The sequence below is a fragment of the Aureimonas sp. Leaf454 genome, assembly GCF_001424685.1.
Lineage (GTDB): Bacteria > Pseudomonadota > Alphaproteobacteria > Rhizobiales > Rhizobiaceae > Plantimonas.
In genome coordinates, this window is the sequence record NZ_LMQT01000004.1 from 38,979 (window position 1) to 54,796 (window position 15,818).

At 69.8% G+C, this 15,818-nt stretch carries 14 protein-coding genes; 4 read left to right on the forward strand and 10 right to left on the reverse strand.

The window, feature by feature from the left end:
- Positions 1-148 precede the first annotated feature (148 nt).
- A complete protein-coding gene (gene lldD, locus ASG43_RS06585; RefSeq protein WP_056502047.1) occupies positions 149-1,351 on the reverse strand; it encodes an FMN-dependent L-lactate dehydrogenase LldD in 1,203 nt (400 codons plus the stop codon).
- Between the two features lie 102 nt (positions 1,352-1,453).
- On the reverse strand, positions 1,454-2,509 hold the full coding sequence (locus tag ASG43_RS06590) for an FCD domain-containing protein (RefSeq protein ID WP_056502048.1): 1,056 nt from the start codon (positions 2,507-2,509) through the stop codon (positions 1,454-1,456).
- 524 nt (positions 2,510-3,033) lie between these two features.
- Between ASG43_RS06590 and ASG43_RS06595 the strand changes: the two genes are divergently transcribed.
- The 3 genes from ASG43_RS06595 to ASG43_RS06605 all read left to right on the forward strand — a co-directional run bounded on the left by ASG43_RS06595 (position 3,034) and on the right by ASG43_RS06605 (position 7,357).
- Positions 3,034-3,504, forward strand: coding sequence for a nuclear transport factor 2 family protein (locus ASG43_RS06595; RefSeq protein ID WP_056502050.1), 471 nt, complete (start codon positions 3,034-3,036; stop codon positions 3,502-3,504).
- A gap of 599 nt (positions 3,505-4,103) precedes the next feature.
- Positions 4,104-5,990: a flagellin gene (locus tag ASG43_RS23480; protein WP_082490698.1), complete on the forward strand. Its 1,887-nt coding sequence runs from the start codon at positions 4,104-4,106 to the stop codon at positions 5,988-5,990.
- 356 nt (positions 5,991-6,346) lie between these two features.
- Positions 6,347-7,357: a helix-turn-helix domain-containing protein gene (locus ASG43_RS06605; RefSeq protein ID WP_162244686.1), complete on the forward strand. Its 1,011-nt coding sequence runs from the start codon at positions 6,347-6,349 to the stop codon at positions 7,355-7,357.
- A 151-nt stretch (positions 7,358-7,508) separates the two neighbouring features.
- Here the strand turns inward: ASG43_RS06605 and ASG43_RS06610 are convergent, their stop codons facing one another.
- The 6 genes from ASG43_RS06610 to ASG43_RS06635 all read right to left on the reverse strand — a co-directional run bounded on the left by ASG43_RS06610 (position 7,509) and on the right by ASG43_RS06635 (position 12,114).
- Positions 7,509-8,738: a PLP-dependent aminotransferase family protein gene (locus tag ASG43_RS06610; protein WP_056502059.1), complete on the reverse strand. Its 1,230-nt coding sequence runs from the start codon at positions 8,736-8,738 to the stop codon at positions 7,509-7,511.
- A gap of 59 nt (positions 8,739-8,797) precedes the next feature.
- On the reverse strand, positions 8,798-9,259 hold the full coding sequence (locus tag ASG43_RS06615) for a GFA family protein (protein WP_082490700.1): 462 nt from the start codon (positions 9,257-9,259) through the stop codon (positions 8,798-8,800).
- Positions 9,260-9,375: 116 nt separating this feature from the next.
- Positions 9,376-9,732 carry a DUF3140 domain-containing protein gene (locus tag ASG43_RS06620; RefSeq protein ID WP_056502063.1) on the reverse strand — a complete coding sequence of 119 codons (357 nt, stop codon included), beginning with the start codon at positions 9,730-9,732 and terminating at the stop codon, positions 9,376-9,378.
- The gene (locus tag ASG43_RS06625; RefSeq protein ID WP_056502065.1) at positions 9,729-10,235 is read right to left on the reverse strand and encodes a DUF5872 domain-containing protein; all 507 of its coding nucleotides are present in this window, start codon (positions 10,233-10,235) and stop codon (positions 9,729-9,731) included. Before ASG43_RS06625 ends, ASG43_RS06620 begins: the two co-directional genes overlap by 4 nt.
- Before the next feature lie 140 nt (positions 10,236-10,375).
- Positions 10,376-10,924 carry a DUF4142 domain-containing protein gene (locus ASG43_RS06630; protein WP_156386539.1) on the reverse strand — a complete coding sequence of 183 codons (549 nt, stop codon included), beginning with the start codon at positions 10,922-10,924 and terminating at the stop codon, positions 10,376-10,378.
- 122 nt (positions 10,925-11,046) lie between these two features.
- Entirely contained in the window at positions 11,047-12,114 is a 1,068-nt protein-coding gene (locus tag ASG43_RS06635) for an alpha/beta hydrolase (RefSeq protein WP_056502072.1), read from the reverse strand.
- A 353-nt stretch (positions 12,115-12,467) separates the two neighbouring features.
- Between ASG43_RS06635 and ASG43_RS06640 the strand changes: the two genes are divergently transcribed.
- Positions 12,468-13,589 carry a glycosyltransferase family 2 protein gene (locus ASG43_RS06640; RefSeq protein WP_056502073.1) on the forward strand — a complete coding sequence of 374 codons (1,122 nt, stop codon included), beginning with the start codon at positions 12,468-12,470 and terminating at the stop codon, positions 13,587-13,589.
- A 79-nt stretch (positions 13,590-13,668) separates the two neighbouring features.
- Here ASG43_RS06640 and ASG43_RS06645 read toward each other — a convergent pair whose 3' ends face one another.
- Together ASG43_RS06645 and ASG43_RS06650 are read right to left on the reverse strand one after the other, a co-directional pair.
- Entirely contained in the window at positions 13,669-14,676 is a 1,008-nt protein-coding gene (locus ASG43_RS06645) for a 4-hydroxythreonine-4-phosphate dehydrogenase PdxA (protein WP_056502076.1), read from the reverse strand.
- Positions 14,677-14,687: 11 nt separating this feature from the next.
- Entirely contained in the window at positions 14,688-15,761 is a 1,074-nt protein-coding gene (locus tag ASG43_RS06650; protein WP_056502079.1) for a tartrate dehydrogenase, read from the reverse strand.
- Between the last annotated feature and the right edge of the window lie 57 nt (positions 15,762-15,818).

The following is a 15,818-nucleotide window of genomic DNA, read 5'->3' on the forward strand; positions in this document are numbered from 1 at the left end:
CGAATTCCGGCCCCAATCCTGGCCAAAACCCGGGCCCGGATTTCGGCGCCGAGCCCGCGCGGGACGTTCGTCGCGGCCCGGACGACGCCGAAGGCCGCCGCGTGCCTCGACGGGCGGCACGCGGCGGCGTTCTTTCAGGATTATTCTCCTATTCCGCGGCCGCCTCCAGCGGCAGGCGCGGCACGGTGCGGCCCATCTCGCGCTCCACCGCCATCGAGGCCGAGACGAGGGAGTCCGCCGAGAGCTCCGAGATCGTCCGGGCGCCGGTCAGCGTCATCGCGACGCGCATCTCGGCGGCGATGAGGTCGAGAAGCTTGGCGACGCCCGCCTCGCCGTGGACGGCGAGCGCATAGACGAAGGCGCGGCCGATGAGGACGCCGTCGGCGCCGAGCGCCAGCATGCGCACGACGTCGAGCCCGCTGCGGATGCCGCCGTCGGCGAGCAGCGTGAGGTCGCCCTTCACCGCGTCCGCAATCGCGGGGAGGGCGCGCGTGCTGGACAGGACGCCGTCGAGCTGGCGGCCGCCATGGTTGGAGACGACGATCCCGTCGGCGCCGAAGCGCACGGCGTCGCGCGCGTCCTCGGGATCGAGAATGCCCTTGATCACCATCGGCCCGTTCCAGTCCTGCCGGATCCATTCGAGATCGCGCCAGGAGATGGAGGGATCGAAGTTCGTCCCGAGCCAGCCGATATAGTCGGCAAGGCCCGTCGCCTCCCCGCGATAGCGCGAGACGTTGCCGAGATCGTGCGGGCGGCCCTTGAGGCCGACATCATAGGCCCAGCGCGGATGAAGCGCGGCCTGGATCATGCGGCGCAGCGGCGCGTTCGGCCCGCTCATGCCGGAATGCGCGTCGCGATAGCGCGCGCCGGGCACGGGCATGTCGACCGTGAAGATCAGCGTCTTCACGCCCGCCGCCTTCGCCCGCTCCAGAACGTTGCGCATGAAGCCGCGATCCTTCAGCACGTAGAGCTGGAACCACATGGGCCGGTCGATCGAGGGCGCGACCTCCTCGATCGGGCAGACCGAGACGGTGGAGAGCGTGTAGGGAACGCCCCGGCTCGCGGCCGCGCGGGCGGCCTGCACCTCGCCGCGCCGGGCGAACATGCCGGTGAGGCCGACCGGCGCGAGCGCCACCGGCATCGCGGCGGTCTCGCCGAAGAGCTTCGTCGAGAGATCGAGCGAGGTCATGTCGCGCAGGATGCGCTGGCGCAGCGCGACCTCGGCGAGATCGGAGACGTTGCGCTTCAGCGTCGTCTCGGCATAGGCGCCGCCGTCCGCATAGTGGAAGAGGAAGGGCGGCAGGCGTCGGCGCGCGGCTTCGCGGTAGTCGGTCGAGGCGGAGATGATCATGGCTCGGGCTCCTGTCGGGCGACGGACGGGGCCGGCGCGGGGCTTCTCAGGGGATCGCCGGACCCCTCTCCCCGACGAGGGGAGGGGCGGGACGGCGGCGGATCAGGTTTCGGCGCGGGTCCGGCTGCGCGCGGCATCCTCGGCTCCCGCGGGCGCGGCGGGCGCCGCTTCGCTCGACGCGTCGGGCCCCGCCCCGTTCGGCCCCGGCGCGTTCGGCCGCGACGGGTTCGGCCGCGGCCTGTCGGGCTCCGGCAGGGGGGGCCCCGGCATGGGAGACATGGAGCGCGCGCGCGCCCGGCGCGCGGCATCCTCGTCGAGGGAGCGCAGGCTCGACTGCACGAAGGCGAGGTGACGGTCGGAGGCGGCCTCGGCCGCCGCCGCGTCGCCCGCCACCACGGCGTCCATCAGCGCGCGGTGCTGCTCCTCGAGCGGCTCGCGGATGCGCGGCAGGAGATAGAGCTGTTCGAGATTGCGCGTCGTCGTCGCCTGCAGGAGATCGAACATGCCGCGCAGGACCTGGAAGAGGACGACGTTGTGCGAGGCCCGCGCGATCGACAGATGGAAGCGCGCGTCGGCCTCGGCCTCCGCGGCGGCTTGGCTCGAACCGGCGGCGGGCTCCGGCCCCGTTTGCCCCTTCGATCTCGGGCCGGGCGCGGTTCCGCGCCGCATGGCCGCGAAGGCCTGCGCGATCCCGGCCTTGTCCTCCGGCGTCGCGCGAAGCGCCGCGGCGCGGGCGGCGGCGCCCTCGAGCGACTGGCGGATCTCGAGGACGTCGTAGCGATAGGCGGGGTCCGCGCCGAGAAGGCCGCCGAGCGGCGCCATCATCGCGCCTTCCGACCAGACCGGCGCGTCGGATCTCGTGCCTGGGGCCGCGCCCGCCGGCCCGCCCCTTGCGCCGGGCACCGTCCCGCCGCCGGACACGCCGCCGGTCTGGCCGCGGGGCTGGCCCGGGCCGACATAGGTGCCGCCGCCGCGCCGGGTGGCGAGACGCCCGTTGGCGGTGAGCTGCCCGATGGCCTCGCGCAGCGACGAACGCCCGACGCCCATCGCCTCCGACAAGGCTCGCTCCGCCGGCAGTCGGTCGCCCGGCTGCAACGCCTGCTCCGCGATCATCGCCACCAGCCGCTCGGCCACGCGGTCGGACAGGCGCGGGGTCACGGGTGGGGGATCCCGGCGGCGCGAGTGGAGACGGCTGGGTGCATTGGTCGGACCAGATCGCGAAAAACACCGCGGATCTAGCACCGAAGCGTTGATCCCGTCAAGATCGATCCGGCTATTCCGGCTGTTCTGGTCGGACCAATTCGACGCGATCGCGACGCCAATCCCGGCTGTTCGACGGCGCCGCCCGCCGGGAGGACGCGGTTCCTCGGGTGACCGGCGGAGCCTCGGATCGAGGATCCCCACGCAGCGCTCCGTCTCCCGGCCCCGTTTCCGTCGGCCACGACCTTCTGTCTCCCCGCAAGGCCGCCGCGTTTGGCCGTTCCCCGTCGATCCGTCCCGATGATCGCCCGGAAGAACCCGCGCGCCGGTCGAGGGGAGGGGGAGAAAGGGAAGAGGGGGAAAGGGAGAGCGAGCGTGAGAGGCTCCGCCGCGACTGGCGGACGGGGACCCGCGCTCCATCTACCGCACGGCCGCGTTGGCCCGGCCGCGACGGTTCGGGCGCCGTCCGGGGAATCCATGCCATGTCCGAGCCGCGCCCACCGTTTCCACCCTTCGACGCCGCGAGCGCCGCCCTGAAGGCGCGCCGCGCCGAGGATGCCTGGAACCGCAAGGATCCCGTTTCCGTCTCTCTCGCCTATACCGAGGACAGCGTCTGGCGGAACCGCTCGCAGTTCCTGAAGGGCCGTCCGGCCATCGTCGCCTTTCTCGACGAGAAATGGCGGCGCGAACTCGACTACCGGCTGATCAAGGAGGTCTGGGCCTTTCACGAGAACCGCATCGCCGCGCGCTTCGTCTACGAATGGCACGATGCCGCCGGCGACTGGTTCCGCTCGCATGGCAACGAGCAATGGGAGTTCGACGAGACCGGCCTGATGCGCCGCCGCGAGGCCTCGATCAACGACGTCGCCATTTCCGAGACCGAGCGCCGCCTCGTCTGGGACGGCGACGTGCGCCCCGAAGGCCATCCCGGCCTCACCGATCTCGGCCTCTGAAAGGCCTCGTCCCGTCCGGGCGGCGGCCGCGCCGCGCCTGGATCGCGCCGCGCGGCGGCCGGTGACGCACCGAACCGCCCGCCGGTCCCCGCTCTCGCGCGCCGTCGACGCGGAGCGACGCCACCCGGTCCGGACCGCCTGCGCCGCGGGACGCGGACGGGGGAGGGCGCCGCCGCGACCCGGACGGCCCGCATCGGGACGATCCGTTCCGCGCCGCTTCCGCACATCTCATCGCATCGAAACGGCCGCTTCCCTGCCGGCGCGCCGGCCCATCCGGGCCGGTCCGCCTCCGCGGAGGATCGGGCGGAAACCGCGCCGATCCCCCGCGACATCCCATGAGGATGGGTCGATTCGCTCGCCTGACGAATGGTTAACAAAGATTTAACGGCACCGGCTCCTGAGACGCCATGCGACTTAACTGATCCGCAATGAGTGTTAATAAAGCGATTTTTTCAAGTATAGAAATTAAGCTCCCGTTAAGCTTCAAAGTCGAAAATCCACATCGAAGCAAGAAGTTCTAGATAAAACCGGCGTCATGATGATGTCCGTACAAAATGCTTCATGTCATTTTCTGAAGTTGCTTCTCACGGAGAGCAAAAATGACGAGCATCAACACAAATTCGTCGGCGACCACGGCCCTGCGGACTCTGCAGGCGACCAGTAAAGCTTTGGAGACGACGCAGGGCCGCATCTCGACCGGCCTCAAGATCGGCGAAGCCAAGGACAACGCGGCCTACTGGTCGATCTCCACGACGCTGAAGTCCGACAACAAGTCGCTCGCCACCGTCAAGGACGCGCTCGGCCTCGGCGCCGCGACCGTCGACACCGCCTATCAGGGCCTCAACAAGGCCAAGGAAGTTCTCGACGAAATCAAGTCGAAGCTGACCGCCGCCACGCAGGACGGCGTCGACCGCTCCAAGATCCAGACCGAGATCTCCGAACTGCAGAAGCAGCTTCAGTCGATCGCCTCCTCCTCGACCTTCTCCGGCGAGAACTGGCTGTCGGTCAATTCCTCGGCTGCCGGTTTCACTTCCGCCAAGACCGTCGTGTCCTCCTTCTCCCGTGATTCCGCCGGCTCCGTCGCGATCGGCACGATCGACGTCAACATCGGCACCGTGAAGCTCTACGATTCCGCACTGGGCTCGGACGGCATCCTCGACGGCGCGGTCCAGCTCAAGGCGACCGACGGCACCAACCTCACCTTCGGCGGCGCGGCCTCGGTCTCCGGCTCGACGGTTCCGGGCGCGATCACGTCCGGCGGCATCGCCAACGGCGCGGGCGTCGGCGGCAATGCGACAGACGCGGCGACGTCGGCCTACCTTCCCGGAAGTCCGCTGATCTTCGATGACATCGCCGACGTCCTGACCTTCACGGTCGCGGTCGACGGCGCATCGTCCAAGACGGTCAACATCCGTCGCGGCACGGTGCAGAACGCGCTCAGCGACTCGTCCAACACGATCCAGATCTCGTCGGCGGCCGACCTCGTCAGGGTCGTGAAGCAGGGTCTGTCGGATGCCGGCGTCACCGGCGTCGCCGTCTCGCTCGATGCCTCGGGCTTCCTGTCCTACACCTCCACGGCCTCGCTCAGCACGACCGCGATGGGTACGCGCGGCGTCGTCGTCGCGGGTGCCGCCTTCACCAACACGGCCGGCGCTGAAACGACATCGACCGTCCTCGGGACCGTCTTCGACGCCGCCGGCGGCTCGACGACCTATGCTTCGGCCGTCGCCAAGACCGGCATGTTTACCGGGCCGATGCTCTTCACGGGCGACGCCAAGATCGAGTTCTCGATCAATGTCGACGGAGCCGGCGCCGTGCCGGTGACGATCAACAAGGCGAAGATCGACGCCGCTCTCGGCACCACCGACGGCAAGATCAACTCGGTCGCCGAGATGCAGCAGGTGATCATCAGCGCGATCGAGGTCGACACGGCGCTCGAAGTGGGCTTCGCCAGCGGCGACGACCTCCTGGTCGGCGCGCTGTCGGACGGCTCGATCACCTTCACCTCCCGTGGAACGGGCGCGACGTCGGCCGTCGCCGTCACCGCAACGACCGTGACGCAGGACACGACGTCTCCCGTCGTCGTCACCGGCACGTCCTCGATCGGCGTCTCGACGATCGACATCACGGACGCCACGATGAAGGCGCGCGGCGCGACGACGGACGGCCTGCCGGGCAGCGCGCTCGACGGCGCGAAGGTCCGCACGGCGATCACGGCCTACATCACGGTCGTGAATGAGGCGATCAACAAGGTCACCACCGCGGCCTCGACGCTCGGCGCGATCGCCAAGCGCATCGACCTGCAGACGACCTTCGTCGACACGCTGATGGACACGATCGAAAAGGGCGTCGGCAACCTCATCGACGCCGATCTCTCGGAAGAGTCGACCCGCCTTCAGGCTCTGCAGACCAAGCAGCAGCTCGGCGTGCAGGCGCTCTCGATCGCCAACCAGTCCACCCAGCAGATCCTGCGTCTCTTCCAGTAAGACGCCCCGCCCCTTCGACCGGCCATTCCTCGGGATGACCGGTCGGCACGGACGGCACCTTCGAGCGCTCCCGGCCACCGCGGCCGGGAGCGAAACCGTGACGACAGGCCCGACTTCGCGCCACATCCCCCGCGTGTTCCCCTGGGGAAGCCGGAACCTTCCGCGGACCGGTCCATTCCATACTAAGTATATCTTGCTAGCGGCCGCGCCAACCCGCTGGCACGACAAGGGCTTCCGGCCCGATCGCTGTCGATTCGGCTGCGCCTCGTTCGGCACCGGATTGAGATCGACGACGGTGCTTCAGCGCTTGCGCCGTCATGTTACCGCAACCCCGACTTGTCCCACCAGGACTTCCGATGCCGTCGTTGATCCGACACGACTTCACTGCTCCGGATCGGCCGGACGAACGCTGGGAGGCCTGGCGCAGCCATGTCGAACCCGCGTTCGACCTCGCGCCGAAGCCGGAGACGGATCTGACGACGCCGCCCGCCATGACCACGCTTCTCGTCGGCAACATGATCCTCGGCGACATCGCCGCGCCCGCCCAGATCCAGGAGCGCAGCCTGCGCCGGACCGCTCTCCAGGGCGTCGACCATCTTCTCCTGCGCTTCTACACGAAGGGCCGCAGCCGCGTCGAAGCCAACGGCCTCACGCGTCAGGTCGGTGCCAACGACGTTCTCGTCCACGATTTCGGTCAGCCGATCCTCGTCGACAGCGATAGCCCCGTCGAGAGCATCAGCGTCCTATTCCCGCGCACGCTCCTCGGAGACCGGCTCGGCGCGCTCGACGCGCTGCACGGCACCGTCTTCGGCTATCGAACCGATCCCGTCGCGCAGATGCTCTTTTCCTATCTCGCCGGCATCATCGCCAACGGCAATGCGCTCGCCCCGCACCAAGTGCAGCCGATGGCCGAGGCGGCGGCGAAGCTCTGCACGGCCTGCCTGCCCGCCACCGGCGCTGCGGAGCGCACCGGCGATCTCGCCGCCTCGATCGAGGTGCGCGGCTTCATCCAGAGCGCGCTCGGCGATCCCGGGCTCGACGTGGAAAGCCTCGCCGCGCGCTTCGCCATGTCGCGCGCCTCGCTCTACCGGCTCTTCTCCGAGGAGGGCGGCGTCCAGGCCTATATCCGCGAGCGCCGGCTGATGAAGGCCATGCGCCTCCTGTCGCAGCCGGTCGAGGGGGTGCGTCCGCGCATTTCCAGCGTCGCCTATGCCTGCGGCTTCGCCGACGCCAAGACCTTCAGCCGCGCCTTCACCACGCGCTTCGGCATCCTGCCGAAGGACGCGCGGGCCGGCGAAAGCGAAACGGCGACCGGCGAGCGCGCCGACGACGTCCTGCACGGCTGGATCAACCGGCTCGCGGCCTGAGGATCGGGCGACCGGGGCCGGACATGTCCGCCCGGCGCGATGCGCTCCCCCAGCGGACCGGCCTCGCACTTCCCCGGCATCCCGCTCCGCCAGCATCGCGCCGGACCCCGTCCGATCTCGGACGCCACGCTCAATCGAGGCGGCGGCGTCGTCAGGCGGCGAGGCGCTGCGTCTCGTCGCGGATGAGGGCCGCGAGGCGGGGGATGCCGTCGCTCACCGCGCGTTCGTCGGCGAGCGTGAAGGACAGGCGCAGCGTGTTGCGCCCGCTCCCGTCGGCATGGAAGGCCGCGCCCGGCACGAAGGCGACGCGCGCCTCCGCGATCGAGCGGGCGAGCAGCGTCGCGGCGTCGATCTCGGGGGGCAGCGTCACCCAGACGAACATGCCGCCCTCCGGCTTCGACCAGGAGACGCCCGCCGGCATGGAGGCTTCGAGGGCTTCGAGCAGCGCGTCGCGGCGCGCGCCGTAGACGCCCCGGATCCGAGCGACCTGCTCGGCGAAGACGGTCTCGGCGACGTGGTGGATGGCGAACTGGTTGATCGAGGGGCTGTGGAGATCGGCCGCCTGCTTCATCAGGACGAGCTTGTCGACGATGCGGCGGGGCGCGCAGACCCAGCCCATGCGCAGCCCCGGCGCGAGCGTCTTGGAGAAGGAGCCGCAATAGATCGTGCGGGCCTCGTCGATGCCGCCCGAACGCGCGGCGTCGATGGAAAGGATCGGGGGGACGGGCGTTCCGTCGTAGCGCAGCGCCTGATAGGCGGCGTCCTCGATGACGGCGATGTCGAGGTCCTCGGCCAGATCCAGCACCGCCTCGCGCTCGGCGAGCGTCAGCGTGCGTCCGCTCGGATTGTCGAAATCGGGAACGAGATAGGCGAACTTCACGCGCCCGCCCGCGGCCTCGGCCGCCGCGCGATAGGCGTCCGGCGTCATGTTGCCCGTGCCGGGCGAGAGCCGGTCGTAGGTCGGCTCGTAGGCGTTGAAGGCCTGGAGCGCGCCGAGATAGGTCGGCCAGGTGACGAGCGCGGTGTCGCCGGGCGACAGGAACAGCTTGCCGAGATAGTCGAGCGCCTGCTGCGAGCCCGAGGTGATGAAGACGTTGCCCTCGTCGCAGGGAATGCCGATCCGCCCCATCTCGGCGGCGATCCAGGTCCGCAGCGGCTTGTAGCCCTCGCTCACCTGATACTGGAGCGCGGCATTGGCGTTCGGCCCGTTCAGGACCTCGGCATAGGCCGTGCGGAAGGCCTCGTGCGGGAAGAGGGCGGGATCGGGAATGCCGCCGGCGAAGGAGATGATGTCGGGCTGGTCGAGGAGCTTCAGGAGCTCCCGGATTTCGGAGGCCTTCATGCGCGCGGCGCGCGTGGCGAAGAGATCGGCGAGTTCCATGGGGCGTCCTCCTGGCCCCTCCATCGCACCGAACGGCGATTTATGTCAACAATGCTGTCCTATTCTCGCGCCGCAGCGAAGGGCGCCGGGCCGGCATCGGACGGGGCCGCCTGACCGTCGTCCGATGGCCCGTCCTCGTGGCGCGAGGCGCTGGTGCGGTCGCGCTCGTAGCGCCGGTCGATCGGGAAGGGCGGCAGCAGGGATTCGCGCCGCTTCGTCCAGGACTCGTAGGGCGGCGCCAGCAGGTCCGGTGCGTCGAGCGCGCCGAGCATCACCTCCGTCTCGTCGCCGCTGCGGGCGAAGACCGAGGAGCCGCAGCGCGGGCAGAAATGGCGACCGGCGAAGTCCCGCGTTTCGCCGAGGATCGCGACGGCCTCCTCGGGAAAGATCGCGGAGGCCTGGAAGAGCGCGCCGTGATGCTTGCGGCAGTCGAGGCAATGGCAGAGGCCGACCCGGTAGGGGCGTCCGCGCGCTTCCAGGCGAACCGCGCCGCAGAGGCATCCCCCGGTGAACCGTTCCATGCTGCGACTCCTTCGTTCGAACCCTTCGCGTCAACATTCCCTGCCGGTCGGGCCCGGTCCAGCCCCGCCGGCCATCGCTCCCGCGCCACGAGGGGGACGGGAACGGGCCGGATGCCTCACTTGGCGGGATCGTGACCCCAGTTCATCAGGGAATAGCGCCAGCGCGTTTGCGTGATGTCGCCCTTCGGCCGCTGCGCGAGATGGCGGTGGACGTAGGAGACGACCTTGTGCATGTGCGCGATGTCGTCCGCCGTGCGATCGGCCACCTTGCGCCGCTTGATCTCCACGATGCGGCGGCCCGAATGATGGCCGACGGATTCGGACGCCTCGCCGCCCGACTTGAAGCCGACCTCGCCGCTTTCCTCGGTTTCGAGCCAGGATTCCAGTTTGGACGGCGTCATGTTGACCGCCTCGTCGAACGACGCCGCGATCTCGGCCTCGTCGCCCGCCGCATCCGTTTGCTTCGCCGTCATGCCAGCGCCTCCGCGAGTTCGGCCTTGGAAAGTTTCGAGCGGCCCGCGATGCCGCGACGCTTGGCCTGCGCATAGAGCTCGGCCTTCGTGCGGCCGTCCGCGCCGGCCGTCTTCCGGTCCTGGGCGGTTGTCTTGGCGATATCGGCGGGCTGCGCGGAAAACTGCAGGCCTTTGCGCGTGTCGCTGCGCTTCTTGGCGGTGGTCCGTCGATAGGCCGCGTCGGTCAGATGCTCGCGGGCCTTGCGGGGCAGGTAGCGCTCGCCGGTCTCGTCGCTGTCCCGTCCCGACTTCGTGCCCCAGTCCTCTTCGGTCCATCGGCTGAGGCTGTTGTCCTCGCTCCGGCCGCCGACGTAATCGCCGCCGCGTTCCTGGTATTCGTGGGTCGCGAGCTGGGCCTTTCGCGCAGACCACTGGCCCGCCTTGCCGCCCTTCGTGCCCTTCGTGACCTCCGCCTTCACCTGGTCCCAGAGGGCGGGATCGGTCTTCTCCGCTGTCGCCATCATTTCGCGTCGTCCCTGCGGTTGAACATGCGGAGGACAACGAGGCACCGGCCCGAACGTGTCCCGCGACCTTTGCGCCGAAACGCTAGCCGCCGAAGCAGCGGAGCCCCGCCGGATCGGCGGGGCCTTCGACGCCCGGAGCGTCAGTTCGACGCCACCAGAGACTTGACGTGCATCGCATGGCCTTCCAGCACCGGAAGGGTCGCCTTGGCGAAGGCGACGACCTCGGCCGTGTCGCCCGAGCCGGCATAGGTGCGAAACAGCGCGACGGCCTCGCGATGCGCCTGCGCCTGCATGTCGATGTAGAGCGTCTGGAAATCGCCGCCGTCCGCGGCTTCCAGCTGCTTCAGCATGGCGGCGTGCTTGGGGGCGAGCTCGGGCGCGGCCGGGGCGTCCGCGCCGAGCGCCGCCTTGAGGTCGGCCTCGGCCTTCTCGTGATCGCGGATCATCTCGGCCGCGAAGGTCTTCACCTCGGCGCTCTGCGCCTTGGTCTCGGCCATGCGGCTCGACTGGATCTCGAATTGGTCGGAGCTCATCACCGTCTTGGCGAAGTCCGGCGTCGCGACCGTCATCATCGCTGCCGCGGCATCGGGCTCCCGGGCCGGCTCGGCGGCGAGGGCCGCCGGCGCGGCGAGGGCGAGCATCAGGGGAAGGGGAAGAGAAAGGGAAAGGGAAAGGGAAAGGATCTTCATGTCGGTCGGTCCCGTCTTGGCGGATGAAAAGGAGGAGGGGCTGGACAGAAGGAGAAGGGGGGATCGGACGGGCACGGCACCGGTCCTCGCCGATGCCGCGCCGACGCCCGTTCCCAGAGAACTTACGGAGCCGTCTTGGCGAAGGCCTGCTTCAGGTCCCCCGTCGCCATCTCCATGGCTTCCTTCGCCTGCGGCAGGATCTTGGCCATGCCGAAGAACTCGTGCGTCACGCCGGAAAAGGTCTTCGCGTTGACGGAAACGCCGGCGGTCTTCAGCTTCTCGGCATACTCCTCCGTCTCGGAGCGGAGCGGGTCGATCTCGGCCGCGATCACGGTCGCCGGAGGCAGGCCCGACAGATCGGTCCGGCCGACGAGGTTCACGCGGGGATCGGCGGTCTCCGCCTTGGCGGCGAAGACATGGTCGACGAACCAGCCGATATCGGGCGTCGACAGCGGCGCGGTGTCGGTGAAGGCCTTCTTGGACGGGGTCTCCATGCTGTTGCTGGCGATGGGGTAGACGAGGAGCTGGTGGACGGGGAGCGTCGCCTTCATCTCCTTGGCCATCAGCGCGACGTCGGCGGCCAGATTGGCGCCCGCGCTCTCGCCGGCGACCGCGATCCGCCGCGTGTCGCCATTCTCCGAGCCGATGTTCTCCACCGTCCAGACATAGGCGTCGTAGGCATCCTGATGCTGGGCGGGGAACTTGTGCTCGGGCGCATGGCGGTAGTCGACCGAGACGACGATTGCGCCGGCGCCGAGTGCCAAGCCGCGCGCGGAGGCGTCGTAGGTGTTGATGTCGGCGATCACCCAGCCGCCGCCGTGATAATAGACGATGACGGGGAGGGGACCCGCGCCACCCTCGGGGATGTAGAGGCGGGCCGGCAGGTTGCCGCTCTTGGCGGGGATCGCGATGTCCTTGGTGGTCACCTTGGATTCCGGGGCCGGCGAGATCTTCCGGTCGCGCTGCACGGCCGCGGCGGCATCCGCCGCGCTCGCCTGCATCCGCGCCTGCGGCACGGTGAGCGTGGAGACCGGCTGGGCCTGCAGCTCCTTCAGCTTGTCGAGCACGGCCTGCATCTCGGCGGTGGGCTTGGGCGCCTCCTGCGCGAAGGCCGGGGCCGCGGGAAGCATGAGCGCGGGAAGGACCAGGACGAGGGCGAGCGCATCCTTGCGAAGATGGGAGGGGATCATTGAGCACCTTTGATGGGGGGATGCCGGGAGAAGGCCCCACCACCTCGGCGTGTTCCGACAGACGATCCGAACAATACGGTCGCGCGAAGGAAGATCGTCGACCGGCGACCCCGGTGCCGACGCGGCAACGACCGAGTTGATCGTCTAAGCCTCGGAAAGATCTGACGATGACGCGGCGATCAAAGGCTTGAGAGCAAGAGCGGATCGACAGGCGATGGACGGGCTTGGCCGGGAGCGATCCTCTCGGACGATGCGGCCGACGTTTTGGGGCGAGGGTTCCGCGCCCGCGACTGCATCGGCCGGGGAACGAAGCCTGCGAACGGCGGATTAAGATCGCGACAGGAGATCGTCTCATGATCGCTCCACCGCAGAGGCTGGCCGTGCGGCCGACACGCTTTCGCCCTGTCGTCGCCGTGCCCGCGCGCGACGAGGAGCAGCGGCTGCCGCTGCTTCTTTCCGCCTTGGACGGGCAGAGCTGGTGCCGCGCCGGAGACCGGCTCGACGTCGTGGTGGTGCTGAACAACGGCGAGGACGACACGCGCGGCGTGGTCGAGCGCGGCCTCGCCCGCTGGCGCAACCTCGCCATCGATCTCGTCGAGGTCCGCTTCGCCGCGGCGCAGGCCCATGTCGGGTCGGCCCGCCGGCTCGCGATGGAGCGGGCGCTGGCTTTGCTTCCCGATCCGGCGCGGGGCGTGATCCTCACGACCGACGCCGATGCCGTCCCGTCGCCGGACTGGGTGTCGGCGAACCTTCGGGCCGTCGAGGCGGGGGCCGATCTCGTCGGCGGCAAGCTCATCGGCAATCCCGAGGAGGAGGCGCTCCTCGGTCCCGGATTTCAGCAGCGGGCGAAGGCCTTCCTCGCCTATGCCGACCTCTGCGACCGGCTGGCGAGCCTTCTCGATCCGCTCGACCACGATCCCTGGCCCCGGCACGGCGACCACACTGGCGGGAGCCTCGCCATCCGCGGCGATCTCCACCGCGATCTCGGCGGCCTGCCGCCGCTGCCCTTCCGCGAGGATCTGGCGCTGGTCTCGAAGGCGCGCGCCGCCGGGGCGCGTCTCGTGCATCCCCTCGACGTTCGCGTCGAGGTCTCGGCGCGGCTGGCGGGCCGCGCGCCGGGCGGCATGGCGGATTGCCTGAAGGCCTGGCTGCGGGCGGAGGCCGAGGGCGTCCCGCTGCTCGTGGAGGACCCGGACGTCGTCGCGGCGCGCCTGGGGCTGCGCCGGGCGATCCGGTCGCTCGACCGGGCAAGGCCCGCCGAGCGCCCAGCGGCGGCGGCCCGGCTCGGGATCGACCCGACGGACCTCTTCGACGAGGAGGGCCGGTTCGTCGGCGGCGCGGCGCTGGTCGAGCGTCATGCGGCGGAGCCGCCCGACGGGCCGGCCACGGTGCCGGTGGACGCTGCAAGCGTGCAGCTTTCCGCCCGGATCGCCGCGCTGCTGCCCGACCGCAAGGACGCGGCCGAGGCGGCCTGACGGGTCCGCCGCCGTCGCGGCGCCGTGCCGTCCGGCTCGGCCCCTCGCCTCAGGCCCCCTCGCCTCAGGCCCCCTCGCCTCAGGCCGCTTGCCGCGCGACGAGCTGCGCGCCGAGGCGGATGGCGTTCTCCAGCGCGCCGGTGTCGGCGACGCCGCGCCCCACGATGTCGAAGGCCGTGCCGTGGGCCGGCGTCGTGAAGACGGTCTTCAGGCCCGCCGTCACCGTGACGCCGCGGTTAAAACCGCGCATCTTCGTCGCGATCTGCCCCTGGTCGTGATACATCGAGAGGACGCCGTCATAGGCGCCGGCGAAGGCCTTGAGATAGACCGTGTCGGAGGGGAAAGGCCCCTCGCAGGCAATGCCGCGCGCCTTCATCGCCTCCACGGCGGGGCGGATGATCTCGATCTCCTCCATGCCGAACAGGCCGCCTTCGCCATTGTGCGGGTTCAGGGCGGCGACCGCCAGGCGCGGGTTCGGGATGCCGGCCTTCGCCATCATGTCGGTCGCCAGCGTGATCGCCGCCTCGATCGCCGGGCGGTCGATGAGGTCGAGCGCCTGGCGCAGCGAGACGTGGGAGGTGACGCGCGACATCCACTGGCCGTCGAGCACGTTCATCTCGCTGAAATAGCCGCGGTGCCCGAGGAGATGGGCGAACATCTTGTGCTCGTCGGGAAACCTCCAGCCGCCGTCGAACATCGCCCGCTTGTTCAAGGGCGCGAAGGCGATCGCGTCGACCTCGCCGGCCGTGGCGAAGGCGATGCAGCGCGCGAGCGTCTCGCCGGTGAGGCGGCCGGATTCGGCCGAGGCGATGCCGGGGGGAAGGAGCGCGGGATCGGTGTTGCCGAGATCGACCAGCGCCGTGGCGGGATCGTCCCAGTCGACCGAGGCGGGGCTCTCGTAGCGGCGAAAGGGGAGGGAGACGCCGGCCTGATCGGCGCCGAGGTCGAGAACGCGGGCATCGCCGACGACGACGAGGCGCGCGGCCTCGGCCATGCGCCGGTCGGCGAGGATGCGCGCGACCTGTTCGGGGCCGATGCCGGTGCAGTCGCCCATGGTGAGCGCGATGACGGGAAGGCGGGAGCGCATAGAAACCTCGCTCAGCGGGAGAGAAGACGGTCGGCGATGGCCTTGCCGGCGGTCGCGGTGTCGGCGCTGCCGCCGAGATCGGCGGTGCGCGTCGCGGGGTCGGCGAGCGCGGCCTCGATCGCGGAGACGATCGCGGCCCCGGCCTCGGGATGGCCGAGATGATCGAGCATCATCGCACCCGCCCAGATCTGCCCGACGGGATTGGCGATGCCCTTGCCCGCGATGTCCGGGGCCGAGCCGTGGACGGGTTCGAACAGGGAGGGGAAGCGCCCCTCCGGATTGATGTTGCCGGAGGGCGCGATGCCGATCGTGCCGGTGCAGGCGGGGCCGAGATCGCTGAGGATGTCGCCGAAGAGATTGGAGGCGACGACGACGTCGAACCGGTCCGGGTTCAGGACGAAATGCGCGCAGAGAATGTCGATGTGGTACTTGTCCCAGCGCACCTCTGGATAGCGCCGCGCCATCTCCTCCACCCGCCCGTCCCAGTAGGGCATGGTGATCGAGATGCCGTTCGACTTGGTGGCCGAGGTCAGGTGCTTCTTCTCGCGGCTTTGCGCGAGGTCGAAGGCATAGGCGAGGATGCGGTCGACGCCGACGCGGCTCATCACCGTCTCCTGCATCACGATCTCGCGCTCGGTGCCGGGAAACATCACGCCGCCGATCGAGGAATATTCGCCCTCCGTGTTCTCGCGCACGACGAAGAAGTCGATGTCGCCGGGCTTGCGGCCGGCGAGCGGGGAGGGCACGCCGGGCATCAGGCGCACGGGGCGAAGGTTCACGTACTGGTCGAACTCGCGGCGGAACTGGAGAAGCGAGCCCCAGAGCGAGACGTGGTCGGGCACCGTGTCCGGCCAGCCGACCGCGCCGAAGAAGATCGCGTCGTGTCCGTCGATCCGCGCCTTCCAGTCGTCCGGCATCATCTGCCCGTGGCGGGCATAGTAGTCGCAGGAGGCGAAGTCGAACGGGGTGAAGGCGATGTCGAGGCCGAAGCGTTCCGCCGCCGCTTCGAGGACGCGGATGCCCTCGGGCATGACCTCCGTGCCGATGCCGTCGCCGGGAATGGAAGCGATCCGCATGCGCTTCATCGGTTCGGTCCTTGCAGGTTGAACGAGCGTCGAGGCCCCGTCTTTCCATCCGGATCT